At 69.8% G+C, this 26,217-nt stretch carries 24 protein-coding genes; 9 read left to right on the top strand and 15 right to left on the bottom strand.

Annotated elements, in window-relative coordinates; translation table 11 throughout:
• Positions 1–166: 166 nt before the first annotated feature.
• Positions 167–1,105, bottom strand: a complete 939-nt coding sequence (locus MFF58_RS17765) for a LysR substrate-binding domain-containing protein (RefSeq protein ID WP_238290112.1) — start codon at positions 1,103–1,105, stop codon at positions 167–169.
• A 131-nt stretch (positions 1,106–1,236) separates the two neighbouring features.
• Here MFF58_RS17765 and MFF58_RS17760 point away from each other — a divergent pair, with 131 nt between their 5' ends.
• Positions 1,237–2,826: a catalase gene (locus MFF58_RS17760; RefSeq protein ID WP_238290111.1), complete on the top strand. Its 1,590-nt coding sequence runs from the start codon at positions 1,237–1,239 to the stop codon at positions 2,824–2,826.
• An 879-nt stretch (positions 2,827–3,705) separates the two neighbouring features.
• Here MFF58_RS17760 and MFF58_RS17755 read toward each other — a convergent pair.
• The 12 genes from MFF58_RS17755 to MFF58_RS17700 form a co-directional block, all read right to left on the bottom strand.
• Positions 3,706–4,926 carry an MFS transporter gene (locus tag MFF58_RS17755; RefSeq protein WP_238290110.1) on the bottom strand — a complete coding sequence of 407 codons (1,221 nt, stop codon included), beginning with the start codon at positions 4,924–4,926 and terminating at the stop codon, positions 3,706–3,708.
• On the bottom strand, positions 4,923–6,560 hold the full coding sequence (lnt, locus tag MFF58_RS17750) for an apolipoprotein N-acyltransferase (protein WP_373323355.1): 1,638 nt from the start codon (positions 6,558–6,560) through the stop codon (positions 4,923–4,925). Before lnt ends, MFF58_RS17755 begins: the two co-directional genes overlap by 4 nt.
• 64 nt (positions 6,561–6,624) lie before the next feature.
• Positions 6,625–7,758, bottom strand: coding sequence for a hemolysin family protein (locus MFF58_RS17745; RefSeq protein WP_238290108.1), 1,134 nt, complete (start codon positions 7,756–7,758; stop codon positions 6,625–6,627).
• Between the two features lie 36 nt (positions 7,759–7,794).
• On the bottom strand, positions 7,795–8,280 hold the full coding sequence (gene ybeY, locus MFF58_RS17740) for an rRNA maturation RNase YbeY (RefSeq protein ID WP_238290107.1): 486 nt from the start codon (positions 8,278–8,280) through the stop codon (positions 7,795–7,797).
• Positions 8,277–9,401 carry a PhoH family protein gene (locus MFF58_RS17735; RefSeq protein ID WP_373323353.1) on the bottom strand — a complete coding sequence of 375 codons (1,125 nt, stop codon included), beginning with the start codon at positions 9,399–9,401 and terminating at the stop codon, positions 8,277–8,279. The genes ybeY and MFF58_RS17735 overlap by 4 nt, the downstream gene beginning before the upstream one ends.
• A 3-nt stretch (positions 9,402–9,404) precedes the next feature.
• Positions 9,405–10,742, bottom strand: a complete 1,338-nt coding sequence (miaB, locus tag MFF58_RS17730; protein WP_238290104.1) for a tRNA (N6-isopentenyl adenosine(37)-C2)-methylthiotransferase MiaB — start codon at positions 10,740–10,742, stop codon at positions 9,405–9,407.
• Between the two features lie 168 nt (positions 10,743–10,910).
• Positions 10,911–12,647 (bottom strand): L-lactate permease, encoded by a 1,737-nt coding sequence (locus MFF58_RS17725; RefSeq protein ID WP_238290103.1) that lies wholly within the window; start codon positions 12,645–12,647, stop codon positions 10,911–10,913.
• A 328-nt stretch (positions 12,648–12,975) separates the two neighbouring features.
• Positions 12,976–13,845 carry a lysophospholipid acyltransferase family protein gene (locus MFF58_RS17720; RefSeq protein ID WP_238290102.1) on the bottom strand — a complete coding sequence of 290 codons (870 nt, stop codon included), beginning with the start codon at positions 13,843–13,845 and terminating at the stop codon, positions 12,976–12,978.
• 4 nt (positions 13,846–13,849) lie between these two features.
• The gene (locus MFF58_RS17715) at positions 13,850–14,365 is read right to left on the bottom strand and encodes a GNAT family N-acetyltransferase (RefSeq protein WP_238290101.1); all 516 of its coding nucleotides are present in this window, start codon (positions 14,363–14,365) and stop codon (positions 13,850–13,852) included.
• Positions 14,362–15,036 carry a tRNA (adenosine(37)-N6)-threonylcarbamoyltransferase complex dimerization subunit type 1 TsaB gene (gene tsaB / locus MFF58_RS17710; protein ID WP_238290100.1) on the bottom strand — a complete coding sequence of 225 codons (675 nt, stop codon included), beginning with the start codon at positions 15,034–15,036 and terminating at the stop codon, positions 14,362–14,364. The genes MFF58_RS17715 and tsaB overlap by 4 nt, the downstream gene beginning before the upstream one ends.
• Positions 15,037–15,218: 182 nt before the next feature.
• Positions 15,219–16,910, bottom strand: coding sequence for a methyl-accepting chemotaxis protein (locus MFF58_RS17705; RefSeq protein ID WP_238290176.1), 1,692 nt, complete (start codon positions 16,908–16,910; stop codon positions 15,219–15,221).
• Positions 16,911–17,341: 431 nt separating this feature from the next.
• A complete protein-coding gene (locus MFF58_RS17700) occupies positions 17,342–17,908 on the bottom strand; it encodes a NifU family protein (protein WP_238290099.1) in 567 nt (188 codons plus the stop codon).
• Positions 17,909–17,976: 68 nt separating this feature from the next.
• Here MFF58_RS17700 and MFF58_RS17695 point away from each other — a divergent pair, with 68 nt between their 5' ends.
• From MFF58_RS17695 to MFF58_RS17680, 4 genes are all read left to right on the top strand, one after another.
• On the top strand, positions 17,977–18,543 hold the full coding sequence (locus MFF58_RS17695) for an atp-dependent helicase (RefSeq protein ID WP_238290098.1): 567 nt from the start codon (positions 17,977–17,979) through the stop codon (positions 18,541–18,543).
• A gap of 221 nt (positions 18,544–18,764) precedes the next feature.
• Positions 18,765–19,166 carry a DUF2934 domain-containing protein gene (locus tag MFF58_RS17690; RefSeq protein ID WP_238290097.1) on the top strand — a complete coding sequence of 134 codons (402 nt, stop codon included), beginning with the start codon at positions 18,765–18,767 and terminating at the stop codon, positions 19,164–19,166.
• A 156-nt stretch (positions 19,167–19,322) separates the two neighbouring features.
• The gene (locus MFF58_RS17685; protein WP_238290095.1) at positions 19,323–19,988 is read left to right on the top strand and encodes an HAD family hydrolase; all 666 of its coding nucleotides are present in this window, start codon (positions 19,323–19,325) and stop codon (positions 19,986–19,988) included.
• Between the two features lie 190 nt (positions 19,989–20,178).
• The gene (locus tag MFF58_RS17680; RefSeq protein WP_238290094.1) at positions 20,179–20,385 is read left to right on the top strand and encodes a hypothetical protein; all 207 of its coding nucleotides are present in this window, start codon (positions 20,179–20,181) and stop codon (positions 20,383–20,385) included.
• 16 nt (positions 20,386–20,401) lie between these two features.
• On the opposite strand, the gene MFF58_RS17675 is transcribed toward MFF58_RS17680, so the two are convergent.
• Both MFF58_RS17675 and MFF58_RS17670 read right to left on the bottom strand, forming a co-directional pair.
• The gene (locus tag MFF58_RS17675; RefSeq protein ID WP_238290093.1) at positions 20,402–20,701 is read right to left on the bottom strand and encodes a hypothetical protein; all 300 of its coding nucleotides are present in this window, start codon (positions 20,699–20,701) and stop codon (positions 20,402–20,404) included.
• A gap of 539 nt (positions 20,702–21,240) precedes the next feature.
• Positions 21,241–21,618 carry a DUF6481 family protein gene (locus MFF58_RS17670; RefSeq protein ID WP_238290092.1) on the bottom strand — a complete coding sequence of 126 codons (378 nt, stop codon included), beginning with the start codon at positions 21,616–21,618 and terminating at the stop codon, positions 21,241–21,243.
• 849 nt (positions 21,619–22,467) lie between these two features.
• Between MFF58_RS17670 and MFF58_RS17665 the strand changes: the two genes are divergently transcribed.
• The 4 genes from MFF58_RS17665 to MFF58_RS17650 all read left to right on the top strand — a co-directional run bounded on the left by MFF58_RS17665 (position 22,468) and on the right by MFF58_RS17650 (position 26,185).
• Positions 22,468–22,662 carry an AtzG-like protein gene (locus tag MFF58_RS17665; protein ID WP_238290091.1) on the top strand — a complete coding sequence of 65 codons (195 nt, stop codon included), beginning with the start codon at positions 22,468–22,470 and terminating at the stop codon, positions 22,660–22,662.
• Positions 22,659–24,059, top strand: a complete 1,401-nt coding sequence (locus MFF58_RS17660) for an AtzE family amidohydrolase (RefSeq protein WP_238290090.1) — start codon at positions 22,659–22,661, stop codon at positions 24,057–24,059. Before MFF58_RS17665 ends, MFF58_RS17660 begins: the two co-directional genes overlap by 4 nt.
• On the top strand, positions 24,056–24,439 hold the full coding sequence (gene hpxZ, locus MFF58_RS17655) for an oxalurate catabolism protein HpxZ (RefSeq protein ID WP_238290089.1): 384 nt from the start codon (positions 24,056–24,058) through the stop codon (positions 24,437–24,439). The genes MFF58_RS17660 and hpxZ overlap by 4 nt, the downstream gene beginning before the upstream one ends.
• A gap of 123 nt (positions 24,440–24,562) precedes the next feature.
• Positions 24,563–26,185, top strand: coding sequence for an ABC transporter substrate-binding protein (locus MFF58_RS17650; protein ID WP_238290088.1), 1,623 nt, complete (start codon positions 24,563–24,565; stop codon positions 26,183–26,185).
• Positions 26,186–26,217: the final 32 nt, after the last annotated feature.

Here is a 26,217-nt window from a genome sequence, read left to right as displayed (position 1 = left end):
GGGCGTGAGGCGCGCGCTATAGCGCAATATTGTCGCTGTCACGGCAGAGTTTCGACACAGCGGATTCCGGGATCGACGCTGCGCGCCCGATTGGGCAGGGTTGAGGGTTCGCGGTTACCGGCGACGCCGTCAGCCCTGGTGCCGTGGCCGGCCCAACGGCCCTGGGCTACGCCTCCGTCACGTCCTCGTCGCGGCAGGCGGCCGTACCCGGCGGCGCATGGGCCCGGAAGAATGCCGCCAAACTCGCCAACCCGGCCGCCCGCGGGTCGCTGGCCCGCCAGACCAGCGCGATGGTGCGTCCGGGTCCGTCGACGTCGAACGACCGGGTCACCATCAGGCCGCTCGGGTCGGGATGCGCCGGTACGGCGAGCGCCGGAAGCAGCGTGTACCCGGCGCCCGCCGCCACCATCGAGCGGAGGGTCTCCAGGCTCGTGGCGTGTCGCCCGACCGACGAGCCGGCGCCGCAGGCCGCGATCGTCTGGTCGCGCAGGCAATTGCCCTCATCGAGGAGCAGCAGATCCGGTCCGGCGATCTCGGTCGCCGACAGGGCACCGCCGCGGGCGAGGGCGTGCTCGGCCGGACAGGCGAGCCAGAACGGCTCGACGAAGAGCGGTGCCACCGAGAGCCCGTGCTGCGGCACCGGCAGCGAGACGAGGGCCGCATCGATGCGGCCGTCGCGCAGACCCTCGATGATCTCGGTCGTGCGCGATTCCGACAGCGACAGCATCAGCAGCGGGTATTGCTCGCGCAGCGGGCGCAGCACGAGGGGGAAGAGATACGGCCCGAGAGTCTGGATCGCCGCGAGGACGAGACGTCCCGTCAATGGCGCGCCGCGCCCCTCGCTGGCGAGGGCGAGCAGCCGCTGCGCCTCCGCCAGCACCACGCGCGACTGCCGCACGATGACCTGACCGGCCTCGGTGAGCAGGACCCGCCGATTGGAGCGCTCGAACAATGTCAGGCCGAGCGCAGTTTCCAGTTTGCGCACCTGCACGCTGAGCGTTGGCTGACTGACGTTGCAGCGCTCGGCGGCGCGGCCGAAATGCCCTTCATCCGCGACGGCGGCGACGTATTCGAGACCGCGCAGGGACAGACCAGCCAGATTCATAGGCTGCGTCTATCAGAACCTTTGTGACGATGCATTTGCCTCGGGGTCGTCCCGGGGCCATAACCCTTCCACAGAACAGTTCCAGGCTGGCCTGTCCCCCGGAACCGTTGCACCACGGAGAAACGGAACGCATGAGCGATCAACGCCCGATCCTGACCACCCGCCAGGGCCATCCGGTCCGCGACAACCAGAGCACCCGCACGGTCGGTGAGCGCGGGCCGGCGACGCTCGAGAACTACCAGTTCATCGAGAAGATCACCCATTTCGATCGCGAGCGTATTCCGGAGCGCGTGGTCCACGCCCGCGGCGCCGGCGCCCATGGCTGGTTCGAGGCTTACGGCAAGATCGGCGACGAGCCGGCCTCCAAGTACACCCGCGCCCGCGTGCTGAACGAGACCGGCGTGAAGACGCCGATGTTCGTGCGCTTCTCGACCGTCGCCGGCGCCAAGGAGAGCCCGGAGACGGAGCGTGACCCGCGCGGCTTCGCGGTGAAGTTCAAGACCGTCGACGGCAACTGGGACCTCGTGGGCAACAACCTCAAGGTCTTCTTCATCCGCGACGCGATCAAGTTCCCCGACATGATCCACGCGTTCAAGCCGGATCCGGTGACGAACCGGCAGGAGGCCTGGCGCTTCTTCGACTTCGTGGCCCAGCACCCCGAAGCGATCCACATGGTGACGCACCTGAAGTCGCCCTGGGGCATCCCGGCCAATTACCGCGAGATGGAAGGCTCGGGCGTCAACACCTACAAGCTGGTCAACGACCAGGGCGAGGCGGTGCTCTGCAAGTTCCACTGGGAGCCGAAGCAGGGCGTGCGCAACCTGACTTCGAGCCAAGCTTCCGAGATCCAGGCCAAGGACGTGGGTCACGCCACTCGCGACCTCTACGACAACATCAAGGCCGGCAATTTCCCCGAGTGGGAGTTCTGCGTGCAGATCATGCCGGACGGCCCGAACGACCACCTGTCGTTCGATCCTCTGGACGACACGAAGCTGTGGCCGGTCGATCAGTTCCCGCTGCTGCCGGTGGGCCGCATGGTGCTCGACCGGGTGCCCGACAACTTCTTCGCCGAGGTCGAGCAATCGGCGTTCGGCACCGGCGTCCTGGTCGACGGCATCGACTTCTCGGACGACAAGATGCTCCAGGGCCGGACGCTGTCCTACTCGGATACGCAGCGCTACCGCGTCGGTGCCAACTACCTGCAGCTGCCGATCAACGCGCCGCAGCCCGGCGTGAAGGTCTACTCGAACCAGCGGGACGGGCAGATGACCTACGGGGTCGACGGCACCGGTCCGAACAAGCACATCAACTACGAGCCCTCGACGCTGGCCGAGGGGCTCCGCGAGGCACCGAAGCCCGCGAAGGACTATCATCAGCCGGTCCAGGGCAATCTCGGCCGCTACCAGACCTCGCGCACGGAGGACGACTACACCCAGGCGGGCGTCCGCTACCGCTCCTTCGAGACCTGGGAGCGCGACGACCTGATCGCCAACCTCGTGGGCGACATGAAGCAGTGCCCGGAGCCGATCCAGCTGCGGATGGTCTGGCACTTCTGGCATGCCGACGAGGATTACGGCCGCCGCGTCGCCGAGGGTGCGGGCATCGACCTGGAGAAGGCCAAGGCCCTGCCGCCGCTGCCGGGTCGCGCCGCGCCGGGCAAGCGCCTGCAGGCCGAGACCTTCACGGACGGGTCGCAGGCGCACCGGGTCGCGGCCGAGTAAGCATCCGCTGAACGGATCGATGAAAGGCCTCGCGGGCTCTCGCCCGCGGGGCCTTTTCTTCGACGCTGGGCACCCCGCGTCGTGTCGGCTCGCGTGGCGCGCGGGTCATGGCTCAAGACCGAGACGGCCGCGCTCCAGCGCCGAACCGGCGTTCATGTCGGCGGGGAACGCTCCACCCGGACAGGGACAGGGGCGTCGAATGAAGCCCCTGCCGACATGGGTCCGCGTGACCGGATCGTAGGTCCTGAACCGGCGGGCGCAGACCGCGACCGAAAGCGGATGTGCCGCTCCAACCGATTCGATCCGGCGCCGGAACGGGCATTTCGGCGAACGCCTCGTCGTCGGAGACGTAGGGGTCGGCGCAGTCGCCGAACACCCCGCCGAGGCCCAACCCCAAGCCGCCGAGCCCGAACCCGCAGCCCCACTGGCGCCCGGCTCGAGAATGCCGATGATAGGGGGGCCGCTACGCGAAGCCGCGCCGGAAGCCGCGCCCGATGAAAGGCCCTGCGGGCCTCAGGAGTACCATCGGTCTGCCCCACGCCCCGCCCCGCATACCGCTGTAGACGCCGCCCCCCGGGCCTCGACGCCCGTCGCAATCAGCGTCACCGCGAGCAGCGTGGCCGCGGCCAGGCGGATTCTCGGCCTTTCGATCTCTGCGATGCGTGTCACCCCGGCACGGTGCGGCCGAGTCGATCCGCCGTCGCGCGCGATTGCTCTGAGTAAGGGTGCGCGCGGGTCGGCACCCGTCGAGGACGTATCCGCGTTCCGGCCTAAGCCGCGGGATGACACGGATGAAGCACATGAAGCGGCGCTCCGCCCTCGCCGGAGCGATTTTCCACGGTTGTCCCGCCGAGTATCGGAGGACGCACCGGCGCCCGGTCAGGGGGTCGATGCGACAGGCCGGGCAACCTCGCCCCGCGCCTCCGGTTCTGCGACGCTGACCTTGCGGTCCCGGCCGGCGGCGAGGCCGATCAGGATCGCGGAGGTGGCGATGCCGACGAACATCGCCCCCGGCACACCCCATCCGCCCGTCGCCTCATGGGCGAGGCCGAAGATCAGCGGGCCCAGGCAGGCCCCCGTATAGCCGATTCCCTGCGCCATGGCGGACAGGCCGGCGGCGCTCGCCGCATCGGCGGCACGCAGCACGATCAGGGTGAGACCCAGCCCGAAGCACCCGCCGACGCCGAACCCGAGGGCGCAGGCGGCTGGGATGCGCAGCGCATCAGCCCCGAAGGCGAGGACGAGGAAGGCCGCCGCGGTAAAACCCGGGATGGCGACGATCCACGCCCGCTGATCCGGCCTGCGGGCGGCCAGCATGGCAGTCAGGAGGGCGCCCGGCGCCTGCACCAGCGTCGTCAGGGAGGCATACAGCCCGGCATCCAGGGGCGAGAGCCCGCGGCCCTGCAGGAGCAGGGGCAGCCAGCCGAAGAGGATGTAGGCGAGCGACGATTGCAGGCCCATGAAGCCCGTCACCCACCAGGCCAGCGGGCTGCGGAGCAGACGTCCGGCGGAGGGCGCCGCCGTCGACGTTTTCCGGCGGGCGAAGGGGACCCACAGGAAGGCCGCGGCCAAAGCCGGCAATGCCCAGATCGCGAGGGCCGAGGGCCACCCGCCGTCGAGGGCGTGCTCGACGGGCACCGCCGCGCCCGCCCCGGCGGCGGCGCCGAGGCAGAGGGTCATGGTGTAGAGGCCGGTCATCAGGCCGCCGCTGCCGGAGAAGTCGCGCTTGACCAGGGCCGGCAGCAGGACGTTGTCGAGGCCGATGCCGATGGCGGCGAGGGCGGTCCCGGCGAAGAGCGGCACGAGGCCGCCCAAGCCGCGGAGCGTCAGGCCTGCCGCCAGGATCGTCGAGCCGGCCAGCACCGCGAGATCGGGTCCGATCCGCCGGATCAGCGGCGCGGCCAACGCGCAGGCCATGCCGAGGCACAGGACCGGCAGCGTGGTGAGGATCGCGGCTCCGCCGGCGCCCAGGCCGGTGCCGTCGCGGATGGTCGCCAGCAGGGGGCCGACCGTGCTGAGGGCCGGGCGCAGGTTGAACGCCACGAGCATCAGCGCGAGCCCGAGGAGCAGGCGGCTCGGGGTTGCACGACCCGCGCTCACGGCCGTCGCGCCATCACAGCGCCTCCGAGGCAGGCGGCGAGCATCAGCGCGAAGGCCGCGTCGCCGAATTGGCCGTAGAGCGTACCGCCGATGATCCGAGCCGGCAGGTCGGCGTCGAGCCAGGTCTCCTGATCGAGGGGCGTGCGTGCGACGATCCGGCCGTGCGGGTCGATCACCGCGGAGATGCCGGTGTTGGCGTCGCGCACGAGCGGCAAGCCCTCCTCGACGGCACGCAGACGTGCCTGCGCCAGGTGCTGGCGGGGGCCAGGGGTGTCGCCGAACCAGGCGTCGTTGGTGACGTTCAGGATCAGCCCGGCGGACTGCGGTCCGGCGGGCAGGATTGCCCCCGGAAAGATCGCCTCGTAGCAGATGGTCGCCGCGGTCGGCGGCAGACCGGGTACCGTCAGTATCCGCTTCGCCGCCAGAGCGCCCGCGGAGAAGCCGCCGGGTATCGCCACGAACTGCCGCAGGCCCAGCGCCCGCAGGGCCGCGTCGAGGGGCGCGGGCAGGTACTCGCCGAACGGGACGAGGTGGACCTTGTCGTAGCTGTCGGAGATCACGCCGTCGGACCCGATCACCATGACGGCGTTGAAGTAGCGCAGGCGTTCGCCCGGCAGGGGCTCCTCGGCACGGGCCGCCCCGGTGATGAGGTGCTGCCCCGCCTTCAGCCCGGCCGCGACCCGGGCGAGGGCGTCGGGGTCGCGCTGGATCAGGAACGGGAAGGCCGATTCCGGCCAGACGATATGGGTCGGCGGGGGCTCCCCGGCCTCCACCGGGCGCTGGCTCAGCTCGATGTAGCGGTCGACGATGTCGGCCCGGTTCTCCGGCCTGAACTTCGCGTCCTGCGGCAGGTTCGGCTGCACGAGGCGCAGGCGCACCCCCGTCACCACCGGATCCGGCGGCCCGAGGCGCCCGGCGCCGTAGAGGGCCATGCCGACGAGCACGATGGCGGCGGCGGCACTCGGACCGAATCGGCTGCGCGGATGCGAGCCGGTGGCGAGCGTCGCGGGTGCGGCGCAGATCAGCACCGCGAGGATCGTGAGGCCGTAGAGGCCGATCACCGCGGCCCCCTGCATCAGCCAGAGGTTCTGGGCCAGCGCCATGCCGAGGCTGTTCCAGGGAAAGCCCGTGAACACGTGGCCGCGCAGCCACTCGGCGGCGCCCAGACCGAAGGCCAGGGCGGCGATGCGCGCGGGACCTCGTCCCCACAGCAGGCCCGCGGCGCCGAACCCTGCGCCGTAGAACAGGCCGAGCGCGAAGGGCAGGCCGATCACCCCCAGCGGCAGGGCCCAGAGGAATTCGTCGGCCTCCACCAGGAAGGCTTGGCCGAGCCACCACAGGCCGGCCGTGAGATAGCCGAAGCCCCAGGCCCAGCCGAGCAGGAAGCAGGGTCGGAAGCGCCCGAGCGTGGTCCGTCCGGAGACGGCGCCATCCTGGAGCCAGACAGCGATCGCGAGGGATACGGCCAGGGCCGGCAGGATGCCGTAAGGCGGCATGGCCAGCGCACCCAGCGCGCCCGCGAGCCACGCCAGCCCGAGGCGGCGCCATCCCGTCAGGCGCTGGATCGCCGAGACGGCGCCCGGCCCTGCGGCGCGGGCCGGATCGTCTATGGGACCGCCCACGGGGCCGCGCATGGGCGCGCCGGCCGCCGAGGAGGCCCGGGCGAAGCCGTCCACCAGACGAATCACGCCGGGACCGTCACGGGTGCGGCGTCTCGCTGGTCGGGCTGCTTGAGGGCGGAGGCAGGGCGAGCGGAACCACGGTGCCGATTCGCGCCGCACCCTTGTGGAAGCGCAGGCGCTTCAGGCGTCGGGGGTCGGCGTCGAGCACCTCGAATTCGAGGTTTCCGGGGCCGGCGATCAGTTCGCCCCGCGAGGGGACGCGCCCGGCCAGCGTGACGATCATGCCGCCCAGCGTGTCGATCTCCTCGGCCATCTCGCCGACCGCCGCGGCGAGGTCGACACCGGTCGCCTCCGATATTTCGGCCAGGGGCGTGCGCGCGTCGGCCACGAAGACCTCGTCCTCGCCGTCGACGCGCTGGACGTGCTTATCCTCCGCGACGTCGTGCTCGTCCTCGATATCGCCGACCACCACCTCGATCAGGTCCTCGATGGAGATCAGGCCGTCGGTCCCGCCGTACTCGTCGATGACGAGCGCCATGTGGGTCCGCGTCGCCTGCATCCGGACCAGCAGGTCGATCGCCGGCATGGACGGTGGCACGAACAGGACCGGACGCTGGATGCGCGCGGCCGCCAGGGTCGGGGTCAGGTCGACCTTGCCGAGGTCCAGACCTCGCGGCAGGCGGGCCGCCGGCCGGCGCACGCGCGGCGCGACCGGGGCCTCCGCCACGCCGTCGACGGTCGGGTCGACGGGCTTCGCCACGGCCGGAGCGGAGCGCCGGGCCGGTTCGGCCTTGGCGGCGATGTGGTCGACGAGGTCGCGGATGTGGACCATGCCGCGGGGATCGTCGAGCGTCTCGCCGTAGACCGGCAACCGGGAATGACCGGCGGTGCGGAACAGCTTGAGCAGGTCGCCGAGGCTCGTGTCGTTCGAGACGGCGACGATGTCGGCCCGGGGGATCATGACGTCGTCGACGCGCACCTTGTGCAGGCCGAGGACGTTCTTGAGCATGATGCGCTCGAGCGGGGTCAGGCCGCTCTCGCCGGCATCCGGCTCCGCCAGCGCTTCCTCAAGTCCCTCGCGCAGCGAGTCGCGCGGCTTGAGGTGAAGCGCCTGGAGAAGGCGGTCGTACCAGGGCTCCCGGTTCTGGGATTCGCCCTCGGTGGAACTGGGCGCGGCCAGGGCCGCGCCGCGACTTCGATCGTTGCTCATGTCTCTCGGGTCTGGGGTCGGTCGGACGTCGCGCGCTCAGGCATAAGGATCCGGGATGCCCAGGGTCGCGAGAGCCGCGACCTCGAGGGCTTCCATGACGTCAGCCTCGGCCTCGCCGATCTCGTGGTCCTGACCGAGACAATGCAGGGTGCCATGGACGAGGAGGTGCGCGAGGTGATTCTGGAGCGGCTTCGACTGCTCGGCACTCTCGCGCACCAGGGTCTCGTAAGCAAGGACCACGTCGCCGAGCGGAACGGCCGCGCCGGCCCGCGGCGGTTGCGGAGGCGCCGGGAAGGACAGGACGTTGGTGGGCTTGTCCTTGCCGCGCCACGTCCGATTGAGTTCCTGCACGGCGGCATCGTCCGTCAGCAGGATGCTGACCTCGACCGGGTCGGCGGGCTTCCCGGGGGCGACCGCGAGACCGGCCTCGACAGCGCGCCTGACATGCGCGTCGAGGCCGGGGATCGCGGATTCCCAGCGCTCGTCCTCGACGGCGACGTCGATCTCGTGGACCCCACTCACGCCGGAGGCCGCCGCCGGGGGTTTGGATTGCGGTCGGCCTCGCCGTCGCCGTGGGCCGCGCGCTCGTAGGCGGTGACGATCCGGCGGACGAGGTCGTGGCGCACCACGTCGACGTCCTTGAACCGCACGCGCCCGATGCCCTCGACCCCGTCCAGCACGTTGACCGCCTCGACCAGCCCGGACTTCTGGCCCGGGGGCAGATCGATCTGGCTGGGATCGCCGGTGATGATCATGCGCGAGCCCTCGCCCAGCCGGGTGAGGAACATCTTCATCTGCATGGAGGTGGTATTCTGCGCCTCGTCGAGCAGCACCACCGCGTTGGTGAGGGTGCGACCGCGCATGAACGCCAGCGGCGCGATCTCGATCATGCCGGTCTGGAGGCCGCGGTCGACGTGCCGCGCTTCCATGAAGTCGTAGAGGGCGTCGTAGATCGGCCGGAGATACGGATCGACCTTCTCGCGCATGTCGCCCGGCAGGAAGCCCAGGCGCTCGCCGGCCTCGACGGCGGGCCGCGACAGGATGAGCCGCTCCGCGTGGCCCTGCTCGAGCAGCGACACCGCGTGCCCGACCGCGAGCCAGGTCTTGCCGGTTCCGGCGGGCCCCTCGGCGAAGACCAGCTCGTTGGAGCGCAGCAGCTTGATGTAGGCGTCCTGCGCGGGATTGCGCGCCCGCACGGCCCCACGCTTGCGGGTCGCGATCTGTTCGAAATGCGGCTTGTCGGCCTCGGCCGCGATCGCCTCGGCCGGAAACAGCGTCGCCTGGGCGGTTGCCTCGCGTATCGCGCCGTCGACATCACCGAGCGTGAGGGTGCTGCCGCCGGTCCGCACCCGCGCGTAGAGCTTCTCGAAGACCCGCCGCGCCGTCTCGACGGCGTCGGGCGGCCCCTTGATGACGAGATGATTGCCGAGCGCCGTGGCGGTGACCTCCAGGCGCCGCTCGATATGGGCGACGTTCTGGTCGTACTGGCCGAAGACGAGGCTCGCGAGCCGGTTGTCGTCGAAGGTCAGCGGCACCTCGACCGCCTCGTCCGATCCGGCAGGCCGCGCCGCCGGTCCACGACCCCGCAGGGCGCCGCGCGCGCCCGCCCCGTCCGATGCGCTCAAGCCGTCATCCTCGCACATGCCTCATGCCGCCGCAGCCTCCGAGACCAGCTGCCCGAACAGGCTGTTCGTTCCCGCCTCGGTGATGCGTACCCTGACCACGGAGCCGATATGGTGAGCCGCCGCGTCGAACTGCACGGCGAGGAGGTGCGGCGTCTTGCCCGCGACCTGGCCCGGACGCCGCCCGGGCTTCTCCACCAGCACGTCGAAGGTCCGCCCCTCGGCCGCCCGCTGATAGGCGTAGCGCTGGCTATCGAGGAGCGCCTGGAGTTCGGCGAGCCGCGCCGCCATCACGGACTCCGGCACTTGGTCGGTGCGGTCCGCGGCCGGCGTACCGGGGCGGGGGCTGTACTTGAATGAGAACGCGCTCTCGAAGCCGACATCGCGCACCAGGCGCAGGGTCTCGCCGAAATCCGCGTCGGTCTCTCCCGGAAAGCCGACGATAAAATCGGATGAGAGGGCGATATCGGGTCGGGCTGCGCGCACGCGGTCGATCAGGCGCCGGTACTGGTCGCCGGTGTGCTTGCGGTTCATGGCGGCGAGGATCCGGTCCGAACCCGCCTGCACCGGCAGATGCAGGTACGGCATCAGGGCCGGGATCTCGGCATGGGCCCGGATCAGCGCGTCGTCGAAGTCGTTCGGGTGGCTGGTCGTGTAGCGGATCCGGGCGATGCCGGGGATGCGCGCCACCGCGCGGACCAGCTCGGCGAGGCCGGCCACTGGACCGTCGGTGCCGGTGCCGTGGTAGGCATTGACGTTCTGGCCGATGAGCGTGATCTCGCGGACGCCGCCCTCGGCGAGTTTCTCGGCCTCGGCGAGCACCGCCGCCACGGGCCGCGACACCTCGGCGCCGCGGGTATACGGCACCACGCAGAACGCGCAGAACTTATCGCAGCCCTCCTGCACGGTGAGGAAGGCCGAGGCGCCGAGCGTCCGCCGCCGGGGCAGGTGGTCGAATTTGTCCTCGACGGGAAACTCAGTGTCGACCACGCGGCGCTCGCGGGACCGGGCCAGGAGATCCGGCAGGCGGTGATAGTTCTGGGGTCCGACCACCACGTCGACGGCGGGCTGGCGCGCCTGGATCTCGGCGCCCTCGGCCTGCGCGACGCAGCCGGCCACGACGATACGCGTGTCGAGGCCTTGTGCTTTCCTCTCGCCCTTGAGGACGCGCAGGCGCCCGAGTTCGGAATAGACCTTCTCGGCGGCCTTCTCGCGGATGTGGCAGGTGTTGAGGACGACGATGTCCGCGTCCTCGACCGTGTCGGTCGCCGCGTAGCCTTCAGCGCCGAGCACGTCGGCCATGCGGGCCGCGTCGTAGGCGTTCATCTGGCAGCCGTAGGATTTGACGAAAGCCTTCTTCAACGTGCGCCGTCCCGAACCAATCCGCTCAAATCCTCGCGCCCGCCCCGTGCGGGCCGGCCGGCGCGAGGCCTGTAGCACGGATCGCGCGGGCCGTCGCGGCGCCGAAACGCAACCGGCCGCCCGTAGGCGGCCGGTGAACGATCGAGGCGGCGCAAAGCGCCGGCCGTCTCAGTGCGCGGCCGGCACCGCGGCGGGCACGTCCACCACCATCTGCTGGAAGAACGGCACGTAGGCCTGCAGCATCACGAACAGGCCGACGAGGCAGGCGAGCGCGATCGAGTGCCAGAACACGAAGCGCAGGATCTTGCCTTCCTGGCCGAAATAGCCGGTGGCCGTCGAGGCGACGACGATCGACTGCGCGTCGACCATCTTGCCCATCACGCCACCCGACGAGTTCGCAGCCGCCATCAGCACGCCCGGCAGGCCGAGCTGCTCGGAGGTGATCCGCTGCAGGCCGCCGAACAGGACGTTCGAGGCCGTGTCCGATCCCGTAAGCGCCACGCCGAGCCAGCCGAGCAGCGTCCCGAAGAACGGGTAGAGGATGCCGGTGCCCGCGAAGGCGAGGCCGAGCGTGGCGTCGACGCCCGCGTAGCGGGTGAGGACGCCGAGCGCGAGCATCGCCGCGATGGTGATCAGCGAGTAGCGCAGGGCCCAGATCGTCTCGAAATAGGCCGAGACGAGGCGCAGCGGCGAGAAGCGCATGATCAGGCCGGAGATGATCGCGGCGATCAGCACCCCCGTGCCGGTGTACGACATGTAGGTGAACAGGAAGACCGCGCCTTCCGGGATGGGCTTCGCCACCACCGGCGGCACCTTCATGATCACGTTGTGAAGGCCCGGCACCTCGTACTTCCAGGTGAAGAGCGGGTTCACGATGCCCTTGAACCAGCCGGTTCCCCAGATCGCCACGATGATCGAGAGAATGATCCACGGCACCCAGGCCATCAGGATCTCGCCCTGCGTGGCGGTGCGCGCGCCGGTATGGACCGGGGGTGAGCCGGGGACGCCGGCGCCGAGCGCCACCGGACGGGGACCGGCCACGGCGAGCGACGGATCGTGGCCGCGCAGAGCCGGCGACGTCCAGATCTCCTTGGGCTGCCACACCTTCAGGAACAGCACGAGGGCGAGCATCGAGGCGAGCGAGGCGCCGATATCGACGATCCAGGGGTTCACGTAGTTCGAGATCAGGAACTGCGCGACCGCGAAGGAGGCGCCGCAGACCAGGATCGGCGGCCACACCCGGATCATGCCGCGGAAGCCGGCGAAGACCCAGATCAGCCAGAACGGCACGATCAGCGAGAAGAGCGGCAGCTGCCGGCCGATCATCGCGCCGAGGATCTCCGGCGGATATCCGGTGACGGAGGCGAGACCCTGAATCGGGGCGCCCAGCGCGCCGAAGGCGACGGGGGCGGTGTTGGCGATCAGTGACAGGCCCGAGGCGGCGAGCGGCGAGAAGCCCAGCCCGATCAGGATCGCGCCGGTGACGGCGACCGGCGTGCCGAACCCGCCCGCGCCCTCGAAGAAGGCGCCGAACGCGAAAGCCACCAGCAGGAGCTGCAGGCGCCGGTCGGCCGTGATCCCGGCGACCGATTGCTGCAGGATCGCGAACCAGCCTTTCTCAACCGTCAGCCGGTAGAGGAAGATCACGTTGAGGATGATCCAGCCGATCGGGAAGAAGCCCGTGACCACCCCGAGGAGCGCCGCGCGGGTGGCGAGATCGGTGGGCATGCCGAAGCCCACGATGGCGACCAGCATGGCGAGGCCGAGGGCGATGATGGCCGCGATATGGGCCTGCACGCGCCCGCTGGCGATCATGACGAGCAGTGCGATGACCGGCACTGAGGCGGCGAGCGTCGAGAGCCAAGCGCTCCCGAACGGATCGTAAACCTGATTCCAGGTTTGCAACGGGCGTCTCCCAAAAAATTCCGGCTGATACGGATTGCGGCCTAGCTAGCAGAGAGATTCAGCCCGCTCAATCTGTCGCATCATGTATTCTGAGGTCATTTCTACGGATAGATCTTCGGCGAAAAGCCAGAACCACATCCCGGTCATGTCCGAAGCCGCCGCGCGGCGGAGACGATGTCCCGGGTGACGCCCGCGTCGGCGGGCGCGTCGCCAACTTCTGCCGCGATCCGAGTCCGGAAGTCCCCGCCCGCAGGCGGCGCGCTGCGCGACCGAACGGTGCCGGGCCGCCGAACGGCTGTTCCGTCCGCGCGAAGACGGACCTGAGGCGTCAGACCTCGGCCATCTCGGGCTCACGCAGGCCGACGCCGGGCGAGGTCGGCCGCACAGCCGTCGCGGGCGCGCTCGGACCCCGTCCCGCGCCGACGCCCCGCAGGGCGGCACGGACCTCGGCTTCGGCGGCCGCCGTGGCGACCTTCCGGTCGGTACTCGCTTCGAAGGCGATCGGGCTGCCCCAGACGACGTGCACGTCCACGGGGCCGCCGCGCAGGAAGTCGGAGAGATGCGGGGCGAGTTCCATGTCGCCATACCACGCGATCTCGACGCGCTCGGAGCGTGTCACCGGCAGGCCGTTGCGATGTGGATAGCTGATTGCGAGCGGCTGGAGGCGGACCCGCCCGGACCCGGCCTCGGCCTGCAGGGCGGCCCGCGCCGCGCCGACCAGGGAGGATCGGAACGGGAGGAGGCGGGTGCCGTCGCTCGTCGTTCCCTCGGCGAACAGCACCACTAGCTCGCCCCCGGCCAGGCGGTGACCGATCGCGGAGCTGACCGCACCGGTGGCCGCGCGCCGTCGCCGGTCGATGTAGATCGTGCGCTGCAGACCCGCGAGGGAGCTGATCACCGGCCACCCGGCGATCTCAGACTTGGCCACGAAGGAGAGCGGGCGCAGCGATCCGATCGCGATGATGTCGAGCCAGGAGACGTGATTGGCCAGCACGAGGGCGGCTTCGCCGGGAGCCGGTGGGGTCCCGCTCTGCGTCACCCGCACCGAGAACAGGCGCAGGAACACCCGGTGAAACAGCAGCGGCGCCAGACCGGCGCGGCGGCCGAGGACCCGCAGGGCGATCCAGTGCGGCGGCGCCAGGATCGCGAGTGCGAGGGCAAGCGCCGCGCCGCGCCAAGCGATGCCGAAGCGGCTCACGGCGCTACAGGTCGGCGCTCATCGTCAGCGCGGTCGCCCGGCTGCCGTCGGCCTTGAGGTAATAGCCGGTGCGCGCCCCGACCTGTCGGAACCCGTGGCGGGCGTAGAGCTTCAGGGCGGGCGCGTTGCCCTCGTCGACCTCCAGATGCACCCGGGTGATGCCGGCCCGCGCAAGGCTGGACAGGTGCTCGCGCAGGAGCTTGCGGCTGTGACCGCCACCGCGGAGCGCCGGAGAGAGCACCACGGTGAGGATCTCGGCCTCGTCGGCCGCCCGGCGCGAGAGCACGAAACCCTGGAGCGTTCCGGCGCGCCACAGGCCGTGGGCCTGGGTCGAGCGCTCGCAGAGCATGCGCTCGAACTCGTGCGCGTCCCAGGGGCGCGCGAAGGCGGTGGCGTGGAGGCGGGCCAGCGCCGGGGCCTGCGACGCATCGGTCAGCGGGGCGACGTAGGGCTCGGGCGTCAGCGCGTCCCACCACGCGAACCACCAGTCGAAAGGCCAGAAGGGGGCGGGGCGCGTCATTGCCGGGCGATCCGCGCATGGCCCTGGGGCCGGGCATCGGGGCCGCGCAGATAGAGGGGGCGCGGCAAGGCCTGAGCCGGATCGGCCAGGAGGCCCAGGGAGGCGACCGACGCGATGTCGGGACCCGCGATGCCGGCGATTTTGGCATCGATGCCGCGCTCGGCCAGTGCGGCCGCCAGGAGCGGCGCCCCCGAGCCGGTCAGGAGAATGGGTCCGGTGCCGAGGCGCTCGGCCGCCGCCTCGACGGCGAGATGGGCGGGGGCGAGCCCGTCGCCGGCCCCCAGGGCCTGGACGTAGACCGCACCGTGCCGGGCATCGATCACCGCGGCGATCATACCTTCCGCCGTCTCGGTCAGGAGCGGCGCCAGGAGGGCCGACAGCGTGCCGACGCCGACGACCGGCTTTCCCGTAGAGAGCCCGATGGCGCGGGCGGCCGACAGCCCGACGCGCAGGCCCGTGTAGCTGCCGGGACCCACCGTGACGGCCACGCGGTCGATCGCCTCGAAGCCGCCTTCGACCCGTGCGATGACCCGCTCGATCAACGGGAGCAGCGATTCGGCGTGGCCTCGCGCCATCGGCAGCGCCTCGGCAGAGAGCGGCGCCTCGGAATCCTCCGTCGTGACGCAGGCGGCGCAGGTATCCAGCGCTGTGTCGATGGCAAGGATACGCACGTCCACTCCCACCCGCCGGTTCGAACCGGCCGTTACCTCCTTGACGCCCCCGAAGGACGCGAAGAGCCTCGATCGATAAAGCAAATCGGCCGTCGCGTCAGCGGCAGGGCGCCGGCGATGGGTTCATCGCCAGTGGAGTGTTGCCCGCTTGCGCCGGTCCGGCGCGGCCATGGCGGTTGCGCTCAAGCGGCGCGGACCGCGTCGAGGAAGCGCCGGACCTCACCGTTCAGTTCATCGAACTGGCGCGCCAGCGCGGAGGCCGATGCCAGCACCTGCGTGGCCGCCGCCCCGGCCCCCCCGGACGCCTCCGCGACCCCGGCGATGTGGCGGGTCACCTCGTCCGTTCCGCCCGCCGCTTGGGCGGTGTTGCGGACGATCTCCTGGGTCGCCGCGCCTTGCTGCTTCACAGCCGCCGCGATGCTCGCCGCCAAGCCGTTGATCTCGCGAATGCGACCCGTGACCGACCCGATCGCACTCACGCACGCGCCGGTCGCATCCTGGACCGCGCCGATCTGCGCGGCGATCTCGTCGGTCGCCCGCGCGGTCTGGCCGGCGAGTTCCTTGACCTCCCCGGCCACCACCGCGAAACCGCGGCCCGCCTCGCCGGCCCGGGCGGCCTCGATGGTGGCGTTGAGGGCCAGCAGGTTGGTCTGCCCGGAGATGGACGCGATCAGGCCGACCACGTCGCCGATCTTCGTCATCACACCGTTGAGCGCTTCCATCCGCCGGGCGACGGCCTCCGCCTCGCCGACCGCCTGCCGGGCGAGGCTGGACGAGCCCACGACCTGGCGTCCGATCTCACGGATCGACACGCCGAGTTCCTCGGTGGCCGCCGCCACCGCGCCGACGTTGGAGGCCGCTTCCTCGGCGGCGGTCACCACCGCGCCCGATCGGCTGCTCGCCTCGACGGCGGCGTGCGTCATGGCTTCGGCCGTCGCCTGCAGATCCGCAGCCGAACCGGAGACCTGGGCGACGATGCCGCCGACCGCCTGCTCGAACCGGTCGGCGAGCTCGACCGTCGTGCGCCGCCGCTCCAGGATCGCTGCCTCATCGGCACGATGCCGGAGCTGGATGTCCTCGGCAGCCTTCTGCGCCACCATGGCCCTGATGCCCTCCACGGCCCGGCCGACCGCGCCGATCTCGTCGCCGCGGCGCGCCTCCGCGATCTCGGCCGCGATCTCGCCCCGCGCCATGCGCTGCAGCACGGAAACGAGCCGACCCAGCGGACGCGTGATCCCGATCGTGGAGACCGCGAGGGCGCAGACGAGGCCGATCACCGTTCCGAGGGCGCCGAACCCGATCAGAGTGTAGCGCGTCGCGTTGGTCCGCATCGTCAGAGTGTCGGACAGGTTGTCCATACTGGCTCCGATGGCATCCCCGAGCCGTGCTCCTTCGACGCCGAGCTTCTTGAAGAGCGGATCGATTTCGGCATGCGCCCAGCTCAAGGCCGCCGCCTTCTCGCCGTCGATGGCGAGGCTGCGCACCTCGGTGGCATGCGTGATGAAGCGTTCGATCCGGGCGCGCTGGGCCTGGACCTGATCGGCGAGGACCGGGACTTGGCGGGCGATCTCGGCCAGCGTTTCCCGGATCTCGGAGACCGCGACATCGAACGTGGCGGCGACCTCGCGGACCGTTTCGCGTTCCGGCTCGGCGATCATCCGGTAGACCAGATAGGTCAGCGTGTTGTTCAGCCGATTGCTACGGCGCACGTTCGACACCGCCTTGGCGTCACGCGACAGCAGCACCGTGTAGGTCGCGTCGACGGCCAGCATCCGATCCTGTGCGAACCAGATGCAGCTGCCGACGATCACCGTGATGGTCAGGTTGATCAACAGCAGCTTCGTGAGGATGCTCGTGCGCGCCAGCAAGCCCATGCGGATCTCCGGGATCGATGCGCCATCGAAGGTCGCAGCGTCCTCGCCCGTCAAGCCCACCGTCCGAAGTTCACGCCAAGTTGTTTGCCGATGGCATTCGCAGACGACCATCGACTTTACCGCAACTATTCAGAATTAAATTTTAAATACTGATCAACAAAGCAACAATCGACGCATAGTTGAGGATTTTTACTTCTCAATCGAGCCGGCAGCTCCACGAATACGATGCGCGTTTCGCGTCTTGCGGGTGCGCCGGCTTACCGTTCCTCGGGACGGCGCGAGGGGTGGGTGAGACTGCCGGCCGCGTGCCCTCTCAGAAGCCTGCGCCGCCCGGTGCGCCGCGACGAAAGAAGCCGAACGCCAGCGCACCGGGACCCGCCGCGCGCTTGGTTCGGGGACGAGGCCTTGGCGAGCCTCGTCCCGGCGGCGGCTCAGATCGCCTGGACCTCGCGGATCTCCGGCAGGAAGTGGCGGAACAGGTTCTGTACGCCGTGCCGAAGCGTGGCGGTCGACGACGGGCAACCCGAGCAGGCACCCTTCATCTCCAGATAGACGACACCTTCCTTGTATCCGCGGAAAGTGATGTCGCCGCCATCGCCGGCGACGGCGGGGCGCACACGCGTCTCCAGCAGGTCCTTGATCGTCACCACGGTGTCGTGGTCGGCCTCGTCGTAGAACTCGTCACCCGGCTCGATAGCGCCGGCACCGCCTTCCGCCATCACGGGTGCACCGGACTGGAAATGCTCCATGATCGCGCCGAGCACGGCCGGCTTCACCTGGGCCCATTCGGACCCGTCCTCCGCCTTGGTGACGGAGATGAAGTCGTGCCCGAAATAGACGCCGGACACGCCGGGAACGGCGAACAGCGCCGAGGCGAGGGGTGACCGGCCGGCAGCCTCGGCATCGCGGGCTTCGAAGGTCGATTCGGACAGGACCACGCGTCCGGGCAGAAACTTCAGGGTCGCCGGGTTCGGCGTGGCTTCGGTCTGGATAAACATGCTGGGCAAACTCCACTGCGCCGGTTCAAGGCCGGCCGGGACAGGCGCCCCGCGGCGCCACCTTCCATGTGGACCGCCACCCGGATTTTCTCAACCTGGCGCCCGCGACCACGGAGTGGACATTCGCCGAGGAGCGCGACAGGACGGGCGGGGTCGAGGTGGCACAGGAGCTGGACGTGGACGTGACTGGGGACCAGACGCTCGCGCAAAGATTAAGCGAGGACCTCCGCGAGACCCAGGCCAAGCTCGACGCGGCCCAAGCGGAGGCCGCATCGCTCAAGGTCCTGCTGGCCCTGCGCACGCATCAGCACGACACTACGTGGCAGGAGGCACGCCGCCTCGCGGCGGACCTCGAAGACGCGCGAAGCCGTGCAGATGCGGCGGCCGACCACGACGCAGCGGGCGCGAGTGCGGCAGGTGCGGAGGCCGTGGCAACCGCCGACGAGCGCACCGAGGCGGTCCGGATCGTGCTGAACGCGGTCCTGGCGAGCATCAGCCAGCGCGCCCTTGATCGCCGCAACTTCCAAGACATCATCGCCCGGGCCGGCCGGGAAGCGCCCGACCAGGGTCCCGGGGCGGCACGGCACGCGGTGCTGTTGACGGAGGCACGCCGCGTGCTCGGGATTTCGGCCTGACGGTATTCTTGCCGGCACGCCCGCGAGCCAGTGCACGGATTCTCGGCGCGGCACCGGATCCAGCGGCCCAGCCGGTGGCTCCGGCGACCGGGCTCGTCTGGACAAGGCCCAGCGCCGCGTCCCGATTGCGGGCGAGGGAGGACGGCACCCCCGTCACGGTTAACCCCTCTTTAACTCCGTGCTCCGATCGTCGCCGGCGGGACGGACAGGAGATCGACCGCATGCAGATCAGCGAGCAGAACGTGCGCGAGTGCGCCTATTACATCTGGGAAGCCGAGGGCCGGACTCACGGGCAGGCCGCGGCCCATTGGATCCGCGCCGAGGCCGTGCTGCGCGCCAACGTCGCGCTGGCAGCCGGTGAGGCTGCGCCGAAGAACGTCGCCAAGGCCGCCAAGCCGGCCGCGAAGGCTTCTGCGACCAAGATTGCGAAGACCAAGGTTGCCACGACCAAGGCCGTCACGGCCAAGATTGCCGCTCCGGCGGCCGAGGCCACCAAGCCTGCTGCAGCCGTCAAGACTGCCAAGCCGACCGCGCCGAAGGCCGCCCGGGCCTCCAAGGCTGCGGTTACGGCCGGCCTTGCCGCCAAGGCAAAGCCCACCCGCACGCCCGCCGCGATGCACTGACGCGCCGGCGCTCCGGCGCCCCCGCGATCTCCGGAAGCCCGCCCCCGACCGGGGGCGGGCTTCCGTCGTTCCGGGGCAGGGGAGCGATGGGAACAGGCACGCCGCCGCCCGGTTGAATGCCCTGATGCGGGCGCCCTGCACCGCGAGGAGGCTGGGATGCGCGCGGCGATTTTCGACATCGATGGAACGCTGCTCGACAGCGTCGACCTACATGCACGGGCCTGGGTCGAGGCCTTCGCACATTTCGGCGTCGAGACCGATTTCACCGAGGTCCGCCGTCAGATCGGCAAGGGCGGTGACGAGCTGATGCCGGTGTTCCTGCCGAAGTCACGGATCGAGCGTGAGGGCGAAACGATCGAGGCCTACCGCTCCGACCTGTTCAAGCAAAAATACCTGCCGGAGGTGCGACCGTTTCCGGGCGTCCGCCCCCTGTTCGAGCGCATCCGGGCGGCCGGTCTCACGATCGCGCTCGCCTCCTCGGGCAAGCGCACCGAGGTCGAGCGCTACACCGAGATCCTCAAGATCGGCGACTTGGTGAACGTCGCGACCAGCTCGGATGACGCGGATCGTTCGAAGCCGCATCCCGACATCTTCGAGGCGGCCCTGAAGAAGCTCAACAGCGGCACCCGCGACACGATCCACGTGATCGGTGATACGCCCTACGATGCCGAGGCCGCCGGAAAGGCCGGCCTGCCGACGATCGGACTGCTCTGCGGCGGATTCCCCGAGGCGGACCTGTCGGCGTCGGGCTGCGTGGCGATCTTCAGGGACCCGCAGGACCTCCTCGACGGGTTCGAGAGGTCCCCGCTGGAGGCGGCGTGAGAAGCGCGACGGGAAAGCACTTTCCACCGCACAGCGCTCATCATCCACAGTTTCCGTCCCGGCTGTTGCAGCGCGGTGACGGAGATTGATGCCGGCTACGCAAATATGAGAAAGGGGCTGGTGCAGGGCGATCGAAAGGCGTAGCGACCCGCCCGCCAATCTGGATCTTCTCGAAGGACGCGCGCCTCGTATGCCCCAGACTCATCTCGCCGGCCCGGCACGGCGCTTCATCCCCGGCTCGAAGTCCCTACCGGAGCAGATCGCGGACGCCATCGGAAGCCGGTCGACCCCGCTCAGTCAGCTCCTGCGCCTGATGGCAGCCCTCGAAGCCGAGGGCGGGGACGATCGCCTCCGCCTACAGCTCCGCGCCCGGATCGGCGCGCCACTCGACGCCTGAGCGGGCCGGCGGCGCTTCAGCGCCGCCGATGCCGATGACCGCGCCGCCGGCTGGAGCGCTTCGCGGGCCGTGCCTCGCGCTGGCCGAGCCTGCTCATGCAGGCAAAATAGATCTGGCGCCCGATCTGCTCGAGTTCCAGGCCGTGCGGATTGGGCGCCGAGAACACCTTGGCGCGGGCTTCCAGACGGCAGGCCGCGTCTTCAGGACTGCGGATCGGCGGCTCCGCGCGCGCGGGACTGCCGGAGAGCACGAGCCCGATCAACGTTCCCGACACGATCGATACGCAAAGGCGCGTCCGCGCCCGGATACTCGGCATGCTGAAGCGCGGTCCTCGCTGATCGAACCGCAGACATAGTGCATCCCGGTCAGCCGTGAAGCTTGGTCAAACTGCTGGTTGCGCCGAGTCCCCTCAGGGTACGACCCAGAGACACCGACCGCCCCCGACGACGGACATACACTCGTAGGGCGCGCCGCCGATCAGCGCCCGTTGCTCGACAGGCCCGATTCGGCTTCGCGGGACGCGACGGCAATCGGCCTCCACGGGAGGCGCTTGGCCCGAGCCGGCGGCGGCATCGACGCGGCGGGCGGCAATCAGGGTATCGCACGCGGTCACGGCCGCAGCATCCTGCGCCGATGCGGCATTGGCCCAGGCCAAAGCCGTTACGGCGAGCGCCAGACGTGTTCGAGACAGCATCTCGTCCTCCTGAAAGCGACGGACGGAACCGGTTTCGCCGTCGCTCCCAACGCCGCGCCGGGCACGCTGGTTGCCCGGGAGCCGACGCGCCGGACGCGAAAACGCCCGCCTGAGGGGCGGGCGTCTTCCGGTCTTCGCAGTTGCGTCGGCTCCGGCAGCGCTCAGCGCTTGCTGGCCTTGGCCTTGCGCGCGGCGTAGCGGGCGTCGCGCTGCGCCTTCTTGGCGACCAGCTCGGCGGACTTGCGCTCCTGCGCGGCCGCGAGTTCGGCGGCTTCGCGCGCGATCTGCGCGGCGAGTTCCGCCTCCTCGCGCTGACGCTTCTCTTCCGCGGCCTGGCGCTCGGCGGCGATGCGGGCGGCTTCCCGCTCGCGGGTGCGCTCCTCGCGCGCCTTGGTGACCTCGGCGCGGGCCTTGGCCTTGGCGATCACCTCGGGATCGTCGGACGGCGGCCTGGCCTTGAACTTGGCCAGCAGGGCGGCCTTGGCATTCTGGGAGTTCTGACGACGATCGTCGAAATTCCTGTAGTCGAATGCGCTCATCTGACCTTTCTCAGTTGCAAGCGTTGAATGTGTTGCGAGGACAGTTTCTATCAGTCGTCTTGTGGCTTCGACGCCGTCCCCGGACCCCGAAACCGCACCGATCCACCGGCCAAGCCGGTGATCCGACCCCAGCGCTCGGCCCACGCCAAAGCGCTCGGGTCGGACCACGTCTTGATTATGCGAAGCCCATAACCGCAGCTTCGACCCATATGCAATCGTTGCAGCGCACGTGGACCGCTGGCAGAGCGACAAACCGGCTCATCTCTGTGAGAGTTTCACCGAACGATGCCGAAAAACCTCAGCTGGTCGATCATGATGGCCGACCGGTGGCGATCCCGCAGGCGCGTGAACCGCATCTGCCTGGAGGTTGAAAATAGGGTTCGCACCGGGAAGCGACAAGGTCGACGCAACGATCAACATCTCCCAATGTGCGCGGCCGAGGCAGGTTCGAGCAATAGACCGGCACCGCCGAAGCTGGGTCATGGTCGACTGGGGACGAGTGATCTTCCCACATCTTCACGAAAGACAAGGCTGACCTGCAAGCGCGGCATCGGAGCGCGACACCGCCTTCACCGGGCCGGGCCTCACGCTGTTCACGGCATCCCCGTTATGACGCGCGAAAGGCTCGTGCCGCCGCGGGTCCCCGCCAGGGCATCCGCACAACCGATTTTCCGCTCTCCGTCGGCCTAATAAGTAGGCAAGATGGGCCGGACCGGCGACGGCTGGCTCACCGTGACGTTTGCCTGTTGGACAGGCACACCGGTTCGCGCCGGGGGTTGTCGGGTCCGGCATGAGGCCTGCTTCGGAAAACCCACCCGTCCGCCCCCGCGGACGCTTCTGAGGATCGCGATGTCCGAGGCTACGTCCCCCTTCGATCCCGAAGCCTACGCGGCGGCCATGTCCGCACTCCTCGCGCTGAAGCTCGATCCGACGTGGATGCCGGCGATCACCGCGAACCTTCGGGTTCTGGCCGCAGCGGCCGAACTGGTGAACGGGGGCCCACCCTGCGACGGCCTGGATGCCGCACCGAGATTTGAAGTATGAGCGCGACGGCCCCTGCGGACGCAGCCACCATCGCGGCCGATGTCGGTGCTGCGCGCAGCAGCGCTCGGACCGTGGTCGCGGAAGCCCTCGACCGGATCCGACGCCTCGACGGCCGCGTGAACGCCTTCACCGATATTCTGGCCGACCGGGCCTTGGCGCGCGCCGACCGGCTCGACGCCGCCATCCGCGGAGGCGTGCCTGCCGGGCCGCTCGCCGGCGTGCCGTTCGCGGTGAAGAACCTGATCGACATCGCGGGCCTGCCGACCCGGGCGGGCTCGAAGATCAACCGCGACCGTACACCGGCCGCGCGCGACGGCGCCCTGGTGCGACGCCTGGAGGCGGCCGGAGCCATCCTGCTGGGCGCCCTCAACATGGGCGAGTATGCCTACGACTTCACCGGCGAGAACGTCCATGACGGCGACGCCCACAACCCGCACGCCCTCGACCACATGACCGGCGGTTCCTCCGGGGGCTCGGGGGCAGCGCTGGCCGCCGGACTGGTGCCGCTGACCCTCGGCTCGGACACCAACGGGTCGATTCGGGTTCCGGCGGCCTTCTGCGGATGCTTTGGCCTCAAGCCCACCTACGGCCGGCTGACCCGCGCCGGAAGCTTTCCCTTCGTCGGCAGCCTCGACCATCTCGGCCCGATGGCGCGGAGCGTCACCGATCTGGCCCTCGCCTACGACGCGATGCAGGGACCGGACACGGACGATCCGGTGGCGACCGCGCGCCCGCCCGATCCGGTCCTGCCGGGGCTGGACGGTGGCCCCGGCGGCCTGCGGATCGCCGTGGCGGGTGGCTACTTCGCCCGCGGCGGCGATCCCGACGCGTTCGCGGCGGTGGCGCAAATCGCCGACACCCTCGGTGCGCGCCGGACCGTCGAGTTGCCCGAGGCGCACCGAGCCCGGGCCGCCGCTTACCTGATCACCGCGGCGGAGGGCGCGACGCTCCATCTCGAACGCCTGCGCACCCGTCCGCAGGATTTCGACCCCGCGGTTCGCGACCGCCTGATCGCCGGGGCGATGATCCCGGCACCCCATGTGGAGCAGGCGCAGCGCTTCCGTCGCTGGTACCGCGACGCGGTGCTCGACCTGTTCGGGAGCGTGGACGTGATCCTGGCACCGACCACGCCTTGCCGGGCTCCGAAGGGCGGCCAGACCCACTTCGTCCTGGACGGCACAACGTTGCCGCTACGGCCCAACATCGGTCTGTTCACGCAGCCGATCTCGTTCATCGGCCTGCCCGTCGTCGCCGTGCCGGTCTGGCTCGACGCCGGCCTGCCGCTCGGAGTCCAGGTTATCGTCGCCCCCTGGCGCGAGGATCTGGCCCTGCGCGTTGCGCGCTACCTCGAAACGAGCGGGTCCTGCGCGGCGCCCGTGGCGGAGCTTGCCCGATGATCGTCGACGATCCCGCCGTGAGAGCCGAAGTCGAGGCGGCGTTCCAGGCATACGAGGTTGCTCTCACCACCAACGACGTTCCGACTCTGGAAGCCCTGTTTCGGGATACGCCGCTGACGATCCGGTACGGGATCGGCGAAAATCTCTACGGTATGGACGCGATCCGCGCCTTCCGCCGCGCGCGCGCGCCGGTCGGTCTGGAGCGCACCTTGGCGCAGACCCGGATCACGACCTACGGGCGCGACTTCGCCACCGCCATGACCCTGTTCACCCGGCCCTCCACTCCGGGCAAGATCGGCCGTCAGAGCCAGACCTGGGTGCGCTGCCCGGAGGGCTGGCGCGTCGTCGCCGCCCACGTGAGCCTCATCGACATCGCTTAGGCGCGCGACGCGGAGCACGGGCAGCCCGGCGCGGGCCCGGCAAACGGTTTGGCCGCGGCCTTGCATAGGGTCGCGTGTATTCCGGGCCAGCTGGGCCGGACGAACGCGGACACCCGATCCAAGATGTTATTCAGCCTGACCAAATTCGGCGCTCGTCTCGCGCTCGCCGGTGCCCTGGTTGTCTCCGCCAGCACCGCTGCGCTCGCGCAGGGGACGCTGCGGATCGGCATGACCGCCTCCGACATCCCACTGACCACCGGCCAGACCGACAATGGCGGCGAAGGCATGCGGTTCCTGGGCTACACGGTCTATGACGGACTCATCAATTGGGACCTGTCGAGCGCCGAGCTCGCCTCCGATCTCGTGCCCGGGCTCGCCACCAGCTGGGGCGTCGACGCCGCCGACAAGACCAAATGGACCTTCAAGTTGCGGCCGGGGGTGAAATTCCACGACGGCTCCGACTTCAGCGCCGACGCCGTGGTCTGGAACCTCGACAAGCTCCTGAAGGCCGACGCGCCACAATACGATCCGCGCCAATCCGCTCAGGGGAAGACCCGGATCCCGGCGGTCGCGAGCTACCGCGTCGTCGATCCGCTCACCGTGGAGATCATCACCAAGGCCCCCGACGCGACGCTGCCCTACCAGATCGCCTGGATCATGATGTCGTCGCCGGCGCAGTGGGAGAAGCTCGGCAAATCCTGGGACGCCTTCGCCAAGCAGCCCTCGGGCACAGGTCCGTGGAAACTCACCCTGTTCGCACCGCGCGAGCGCGCCGAGATGGTGCCGTTCAAGGAGTACTGGGACGCGAACCGCGTGCCGAAGCTCGACAAGCTCGTGCTCATCCCGTTGCCGGAAGCGAATGCCCGCACCGCTGCGCTCCGCTCCGGCCAAGTGGACTGGATCGAGGCGCCCGCGCCGGACTCGGTCGCCTCTCTCAAGGGCGCGGGCTTCACCATCGTGACGAATGCCTATCCGCATAACTGGACATGGCACCTGTCGCGGGTCGAGGGCTCGCCCTGGAACGACGTCCGCGTGCGCAAGGCCGCCAATCTCGCCATCGACCGCGACGGCCTGAAGGAGCTGCTCGGCGGTCTCGCGATCCCCGCCAAGGGCTTCATGCCTCCCGGTCACCAGTGGTTCGGCCATCCGACCTTCGACGTGAAGTACGATCCGGATTCCGCCAGGAAGCTGCTCGCCGAAGCGGGTTACAGTCCGGCGAAGCCGCTGAAGCTGAAGGTCGCGATCTCGGCTTCGGGATCCGGCCAGATGCAGCCGTTGCCGATGAACGAGTTCGTCCAGCAGAACCTCGCCGAGGTCGGCATCCAGGTCGATTACGAAGTCGTGGAATGGAATACGCTGATCAACATCTGGCGGGCCGGCGCCAAGGCCGACATCTCCCGCGGTGTCTCGGCGATCAACTACTCGTACTTCATCCAGGATCCCTTCACCGGCTTCATCCGGCATCTGCAGTGCAACTTCGCTCCGCCGAACGGCACGAACTGGGGCTATTACTGCGATCCCGCGATGGACAAGCTGTTCGACCAGGCGCGCAACGCCTTTGACAAGGCTGAGCAGACCAGCGTTCTGGAGAAGATCCACGAGAAGTACGTTGACGATGCGTTGTTCGTCATGATCACCCACGACGTGAATCCGCGCGCCATGAGCCCCAAGGTGAAGGGCTTCGTCCAGGCGCAGAACTGGTTCCAGGATTTTTCGAAGATTACCATCGCGACGGCGGGACGATAGCGCCGCCATGTCTCTCCCCTTCCCGGCGGGGA

Source organism: Methylobacterium longum (assembly GCF_022179385.1).
GTDB lineage: Bacteria > Pseudomonadota > Alphaproteobacteria > Rhizobiales > Beijerinckiaceae > Methylobacterium > Methylobacterium longum.
Note: the sequence above shows the minus strand (reverse complement) of the source record. Positions and strands in the feature narration are given on the sequence as shown.